8 protein-coding genes and 1 pseudogene are annotated in these 6,300 nt (G+C 70.7%); 2 read left to right on the top strand and 7 right to left on the bottom strand.

The window, feature by feature from the left end:
• A pseudogene (locus tag B4M60_RS07945) lies at positions 1-630 on the bottom strand (glycine--tRNA ligase); the annotation flags it as partial.
• 108 nt (positions 631-738) lie between these two features.
• Between B4M60_RS07945 and B4M60_RS07940 the strand changes: the two are divergent.
• Positions 739-1,179 (top strand): ArsR/SmtB family transcription factor, encoded by a 441-nt coding sequence (locus tag B4M60_RS07940; protein ID WP_414646767.1) that lies wholly within the window; start codon positions 739-741, stop codon positions 1,177-1,179.
• Positions 1,180-1,182: 3 nt separating this feature from the next.
• Positions 1,183-1,596 (top strand): Fur family transcriptional regulator, encoded by a 414-nt coding sequence (locus B4M60_RS07935; RefSeq protein ID WP_291082008.1) that lies wholly within the window; start codon positions 1,183-1,185, stop codon positions 1,594-1,596.
• Between the two features lie 8 nt (positions 1,597-1,604).
• Here the strand turns inward: B4M60_RS07935 and B4M60_RS07930 are convergent, their stop codons facing one another.
• The 6 genes from B4M60_RS07930 to B4M60_RS07905 form a co-directional block, all read right to left on the bottom strand.
• Positions 1,605-2,420, bottom strand: coding sequence for an isoprenyl transferase (locus B4M60_RS07930; RefSeq protein WP_291082006.1), 816 nt, complete (start codon positions 2,418-2,420; stop codon positions 1,605-1,607).
• Positions 2,404-3,207 carry a DNA repair protein RecO gene (gene recO / locus B4M60_RS07925; protein ID WP_291082004.1) on the bottom strand — a complete coding sequence of 268 codons (804 nt, stop codon included), beginning with the start codon at positions 3,205-3,207 and terminating at the stop codon, positions 2,404-2,406. The genes B4M60_RS07930 and recO overlap by 17 nt, the downstream gene beginning before the upstream one ends.
• 92 nt (positions 3,208-3,299) lie before the next feature.
• Positions 3,300-4,208, bottom strand: a complete 909-nt coding sequence (gene era / locus B4M60_RS07920; protein WP_291082002.1) for a GTPase Era — start codon at positions 4,206-4,208, stop codon at positions 3,300-3,302.
• Complete coding sequence (locus B4M60_RS07915; RefSeq protein ID WP_291082000.1) at positions 4,205-5,530, bottom strand: hemolysin family protein; 1,326 nt, start codon at positions 5,528-5,530, stop codon at positions 4,205-4,207. Before B4M60_RS07915 ends, era begins: the two co-directional genes overlap by 4 nt.
• A gap of 3 nt (positions 5,531-5,533) precedes the next feature.
• Positions 5,534-6,016 carry an rRNA maturation RNase YbeY gene (gene ybeY, locus B4M60_RS07910; RefSeq protein WP_291081998.1) on the bottom strand — a complete coding sequence of 161 codons (483 nt, stop codon included), beginning with the start codon at positions 6,014-6,016 and terminating at the stop codon, positions 5,534-5,536.
• The coding region (locus B4M60_RS07905; RefSeq protein WP_291081996.1) for a PhoH family protein at positions 6,013-6,300 on the bottom strand (288 nt) is incomplete at its 5' end. The genes ybeY and B4M60_RS07905, both read right to left, overlap by 4 nt.

The raw sequence follows: 6,300 nt of genomic DNA, 5'->3' as shown, positions 1-6,300 counted from the left end.
GGTGCGGAAGATGAAGTTGCCGGGCGTGATCTCGTTGCGGAACGCCTTGCCGATCTGGCCGATGCCGAACGGCGGCTTGCGCCGGGCGGTGGTCATGACGTTCTTGTAGTTGACGAAGATGCCCTGGGCGGTCTCGGGGCGCAGGTAGTGCAGGCCCGTCTCGTTGTCCACGGGGCCGAGGTAGGTCTTCATCAGGCCGGAGAACAGCTGCGGCTCGGTCCACTGCCCCTTGTTCCCGCAGTTCGGGCACGCGATGTCGGACATCGGCGCGTCGGTCGGGGAGTCCAGCTTCTTCTTGGCCGCGTAGGCCTCCTGCAGGTGGTCCTGACGTAGGCGCGTGTGGCAGTTCAGGCACTCGATCAGCGGGTCGGTGAACGTCTCGACGTGGCCGGAGGCCTCCCACACCTTGCGGGGCAGGATGATCGACGAGTCCAGGCCCACGACGTCCTCGCGGCCGGTGACGAAGGTCCGCCACCACTGCTTCTTGATGTTGTCCTTGAGCTCGACGCCCAGCGGGCCGTAGTCCCACGCCGAGCGGGTCCCGCCGTAGATCTCGCCGCACTGGTACACCAGTCCCCGGCGCTTGCAGAGGTTGACGACGGAGTCGATGACGGACGCTGAGGATGCCACGTCGGGGGTTCTCCCTTTGTGAGTCGGTTGGCGGAGGCGTCGGGGTGGACGACCTCGGCGCGGGCCGGCGCCCGCAGCACTTCTCACCAGGGTATCCGGTCGCCCCCGATGGTCTGGGATACTGGGGCCCCTACCCGCCACCGCGTCGGCGGCCGGCACGCACGAAGAGGTGGTGAGATGGCATCCGGATCGGGGCACCCGACCGACCACGAGTCGCTCGTGGACGTGCACGACCCGGGCCGCCACGCCGCCCCCGTGCCCCTTCCCCCCCAGCGTGTGGTCTCCGCGGCCGGGGAGCTCCTCCGAGCGCTCTCCGCGCCGTTGCGGATCGCGATCGTGCTGCAGTTGCGGGAGGGCCCCCGCTGCGTGCACGAGCTGGTCGACGCCCTGGGGGTCACCCAGCCGCTGGTGAGTCAGCACTTGCGCGTGCTGAGGTCCTCGAAGGTCGTGTCGGCTCACCGACAGGGCCGGGAGATCCGCTACGAGCTGCTCGACGACCACCTGGTGCACATCGTGGAGGCGGCCGTCGGGCACGCCGGGGAGGAGTAGGAGATGCCCACCCCGGACAAGGCGATCGGCGTGCGGTCGACACGGCAGCGCAGCGCGATCTCCGCGCTCCTCGACGAGTCGAAGGGATTCCGCTCCGCCCAGGACCTCCACGCCGAGCTGCGCGAGCGCGGTGACACCATCGGCCTCACCACCGTCTACCGGACCCTGCAGTCGATGGCCGACGCCGGCGCGGTCGACGTGCTCCGGACGGACTCCGGCGAGCTGATCTTCCGCAAGTGCTCCGACTCCCACCACCACCACCTGGTCTGCCGGGTGTGCGGGTTCACCGTGGAGGTCGAGGAACCGGGCGTCGAGGTGTGGGCGCACCGCGCCGGCGGGGCGCACGGGTTCACCGAGGTCACCCACACCGTCGAGCTGTTCGGCCTGTGCTCGGCGTGCGCGGCCGACCCGGACTGACCCGCGGGTCAGGCGCCGGCGACCCCGCCGAAGCGACGGTCGCGCTCCGCGTACTCCAGGCAGGCCGCCCACAGGTCACGGCGGTCGAAGTCGGGGAACAGCTTGTCCTGGAACACCAACTCCGCGTAGGCGGACTGCCACAGCAGGAAGTTGGACGTGCGCATCTCCCCGGACGGCCGCAGGAACAGGTCGACGTCGGGCATGTCCGGCTCGTCGAGGTAGTCGGCGAAGCCCTCCTCCGTGAGATCGTCCGGCGAGACCTCCCCCGCCGCGACCTGGCGCGCGAAGTCCCGGGCGGCGTCCACGATCTCGGCCCGGCCGCCGTAGTTCACGCACATCGCGAGCGTCATGACCGTGTTGTCCCTGGTGAGGTCCTCCGCCTCCTCCAGCTCGGCGATCACCGATCTCCACAACCTCGGTCGCCGACCGGCCCAGCGGACCCGCACGCCCAGCGCGTGCATCTCGTCCCGCCGCCGGCGCAACACGTCCCGGTTGAAGCCCATGAGGAAGCGCACCTCCTCCGGGCTGCGTTTCCAGTTCTCGGTGGAGAACGCGTACGCGGACAGGTACGGGACCCCGATCTCGATGCAGCCCTGGACCACGTCCATGAGCACGGCCTCGCCCCGCTTGTGCCCCTCGGTCCGGGGCAGTCCCCGCTCCTGGGCCCACCGGCCGTTGCCGTCCATCACCAGCGCGACGTGGCGGGGGACGAACTCGGCCGGAATGGCGGGCGCCACCTCCCCCGACGGGTGGGGGGTGGGGGGCCGCACCGTCCCCCCCGCCGCGACGCCCACCCCGGTGGGGCGCTTACGAAATCTGGGCATTCCGGGCACGAGGGTCCTCCACGGGTTGGACGGGACAGGGGTCGACCGCTCCGCGGTCGACCAGGGGCAGGCTGCGCAGGTCTCGCTCGAGGTGCCACTGCAGGTGCGCCGAGGCGATCGCGGAGGCCTGACGGACGACGGCGGGCGACGACGTGGCCACGGCGTCCCACTCCCCGCCCAGCAGGGCCGACAGGTGCTCGGTCACCCCGGGCGAGAGCATCGCGCACCCCTGCGGCCGGCAGTGGACGCACACGGTACCGCCGGAGGCCACGTGGAACGCGCGGTGTGGGCCCACCACCCCGCAGCGCACGCAGCAGTCCAGGACGGGCTCCCAGCCGGACGCCGCCATCGCCCGCAGGAGGAAGGCGTCGGCGACCAGGCCGGGCGCGCGTCGGTGTTCGGCGAGGGAGCGGAGGGCCCCGACGGCCAGGCCGAGCAACCGCGGGGCGGGTGCACCCTCCTCGCCCGCCAGGCGTTCCGTGGTCTCCAGGACCACGCAGCCGGAGGTGTAGGCCGGGTAGTCCGCGACGAGCGGCCGCGCGAGCGACTCCCTGCTCGACGCCTGCCTCACGGTGCCCAGGCCGCTCCGTCCCCGTCCCGGGGCGATCTGGACCTCGACCACCGCGAACGGCTCGAGGCTGGCCCCCATCCGCGACCGGGTGCGGCGCACCGCGCGCGCGACCGCACGGACCAGTCCGTGCTGCTCGGTGAGCAGGGTGACGATCCGGTCCGCCTCACCGAGGTCGTAGGTGCGCACGACGAGGCCGATGTCGGTGAACGGGTGCATCGTGGCCTCCTCCCCTGCGTGTGTCGGACGACCATTGTCCCACCCGCCGCCGTGATCGGCGCCAGGCTGCGCCGGTGGGCCGGCCGCCGGGCCTAGAAGCCCAGCCTGCCGAGCATCTTGGGATCGCGCTGCCACTCCTTGAGCACCTTGACGTGCAGGTCCAGGTACACCTTGGTGCCCAGCAGCTTCTCGATCCCCGCCCGCGCCTGACTACCGACGTCCCGCATGCGCGATCCGCCCCTACCCAGCACGATCGCCTTCTGGCTCTGCCGTTCGACGTAGACGATCGCGTGGACGTCCATCATGTCGTCGCGGCCCTCGTGCGGGAGGATCTCCTCGATCGCCACCGCGATGGAATGCGGGAGCTCGTCCCGGACGCCCTCCAGCGCCGCCTCCCGGATGAGCTCGGCGATCCGGGTCTCGTCGGACTCCTCGGTGACCACGTCGTCGGGGTAGAACCGCGGCCCCTCGGGCAGCAGGGAGGCGATCACGTCGGCCACCACATCCACCTGCTCACCGGACGCCGCCGACACCGGGACGACCTCCGAGCCCGGCCCGAGCAGGGTGGAGACCGCCATGAGCTGCTCCATGACCCTCTTCTTGGAGACGGTGTCGATCTTGGTGACCAGACCGAGGATCGGCGTGGTGGGGCAGAGCTTGCGCACCTGCTCGAGGATCCACCTGTCGCCGGGCCCGATCCGCTCCCCGGCGGGAATGCAGAGGCCGATCAGATCGACGTCGGAGTAGGTGTCCTCCACCAGCGCGTTGAGCCGTTCCCCGAGGAGGGTGCGGGGCCGGTGGAGACCGGGGGTGTCGACCAGGATGATCTGGGCGTCCGGGCGGTGGACCAGGCCACGGATCGCGTGACGCGTGGTCTGTGGTCGCGAGGACGTGATGGCGATCTTCTCGCCGACGAGCGCGTTGGTCAGCGTGGACTTGCCGGTGTTGGGTCGGCCCACGAAGCTGACGAACCCGCTCCTGAATCCCTCTGGGGTGGTCATCGGTTCCCCTCGCCTCTGCGATCGGAGTCGTCCTCCGGGTCGGTCGACCCGGTTCGTCGTGCAACCACGGTGACCACCTTGACGCGGCCGCGGCGGTCGTGGCCGCCCTCGGCGCGGAGGTCGAGGCCGGTGGAGACCACGTGCGCGCCCGGGAGCGGCACCCGACCGAGCTCCAGGGCGAGCAGCCCGCCGACGGTCTCGACCTCCTCGGTCACCTCGTCCGGGAACTCCAGGTCGAACAGCTCGGCGACCTCGTCGAGCCCGAGCCTGGCCGAGAGCCGGTAGACCCCGTCCCCCATCACCTCGATGGGTGCCACCTCGGTGGTGTCGTACTCGTCCACGATCTCGCCGACGATCTCCTCGAGGATGTCCTCGATCGACACCAGCCCGGCGGTGCCGCCGTACTCGTCGACGAGGATCGCCAGGTGGTTGTGGTCCCGCTGCATCTCCGCCAGGAGGTCGTCGATCGGCTTCGCGTCCGGCACGAACACCGCCGGCCGCATCACCTCCGCCACCGGGGCGGCGCGACCGTCCGGGTCGTCGAGCCGGGCCACGATGTCGCGGAGGTACACCACGCCCACCACGTCGTCGGAGTTGTCGCCCGCCACCACCGGGATGCGTGAATACCCGGACCTGACAGTCAACCGGGCCGCCTGCCCGACCGTCTTGTCCGATTCGATCCACACCATCTCCGTACGCGGGGTCATCACCTCGCGTGCGGTGGTGTCCCCGAGTTCGAACACGGACTGGATCATGCGCGACTCGTCGTCGGCGACCACTCCGCGTTCCCGCGCCATGTCCACCATCTCGAGCAGCTCGATCTCGGACGCGAAGGGGCCGTTGCGGAAGCCGCGCCCCGGGGTGACGGCGTTGCCGACGCCCACCAGCAGTGTGGCCACCGGCCCCAGGATGAACCCGGTCAGGGAGAGCGGCGTCGAGGAGCCGAGCGCGAGCGAATACGCGTGCTGGCGCCCCAGGGTGCGGGGACCGACCCCGGCGACCACGTACGCCGCGATGGTCGTCACCGCGATCGCGGCGGCCAGCGCCCAGGCCGTCGACGCGATCAGCTCACCGAACACCATGGTGAACAGTGCCGCGCTCGCCACCAGACTCAGCAGGTGTAGTAGGACGGTGACGTTGATGTAGCGGGGACGGCTGACGAGCATCCGGGACAGCCGGGCCGCGCCGTAGCGGTTCTCCTTGGCCATCTCCTCGACACGGGCCACCGAGACGGTGCTCAGCGCGGCGTCGAGGGCGGCGAACACCCCGGCGACGGGGATGAGGAGGACGGCCGCCGCGGCCGTGAGGATGGTGTCTTCCACTGGTCAGGCGTCCTCACGCGGAGCGTCGGCGCGGTGGTCGTACCACTCGCCCAACAGCTCGTTCTGCAGCCCGAACATCTCGCGTTCCTCGGCCGGCTCGACGTGGTCGTACCCCAGCAGGTGCAGGCACCCGTGGACGGTCAGCAGGGCGAGCTCGTGCGCGAGCGGATGACCGGAGCTGGCGGCCTGGTCGGCGGCGAACGCCGGGCACAGCACGATGTCGCCGAGCATCGCCGGCCCGGGATCCGGCAGGTCGGGCCGCCCACCGGGCGTGAGCTCGTCCATGGGGAAGCTCATGACGTCGGTGGGGCCCGGCAGGTTCATCCACGTCACGTGGAGATCGGCCATCGTGTCCTTGTCCACGAGCGTGATCGACAGCTCGGCGGCCGGGTGGACGTCCATCCGGCCGATCACGAACGCGGCCACGTCGATGAGTTCTGCCTCGTCGACCTCCACGCCCGACTCGTTGGCGACCTCGATACTCATCGGTGGCGGTGCTCCCTCTTCCTGTGGACTGCGGTGGGTTTCTCGCCCCGGTCGAGGCGCTCCTCGTGCTTGGCGTAGGCGTCGACGATCCGGGCGACGAGCGCGTGCCGGACCACGTCCTTGGAGGTGAGTTCGGAGAAGTGGATGTCGTCGACCCCGGCCAGGATGTCGCGCACCACCTTGAGCCCCGAACGCTGGCCGCCGGGGAGGTCGATCTGGGTGATGTCGCCGGTCACGACGATCTTCGATCCGAAGCCGAGGCGGGTGAGGAACATCTTCATCTG

Source organism: Dietzia sp. UBA5065 (assembly GCA_002415925.1).
Classification (GTDB): domain Bacteria; phylum Actinomycetota; class Actinomycetes; order Mycobacteriales; family Mycobacteriaceae; genus Dietzia.
Note: the sequence above shows the minus strand (reverse complement) of the source record. Positions and strands in the feature narration are given on the sequence as shown.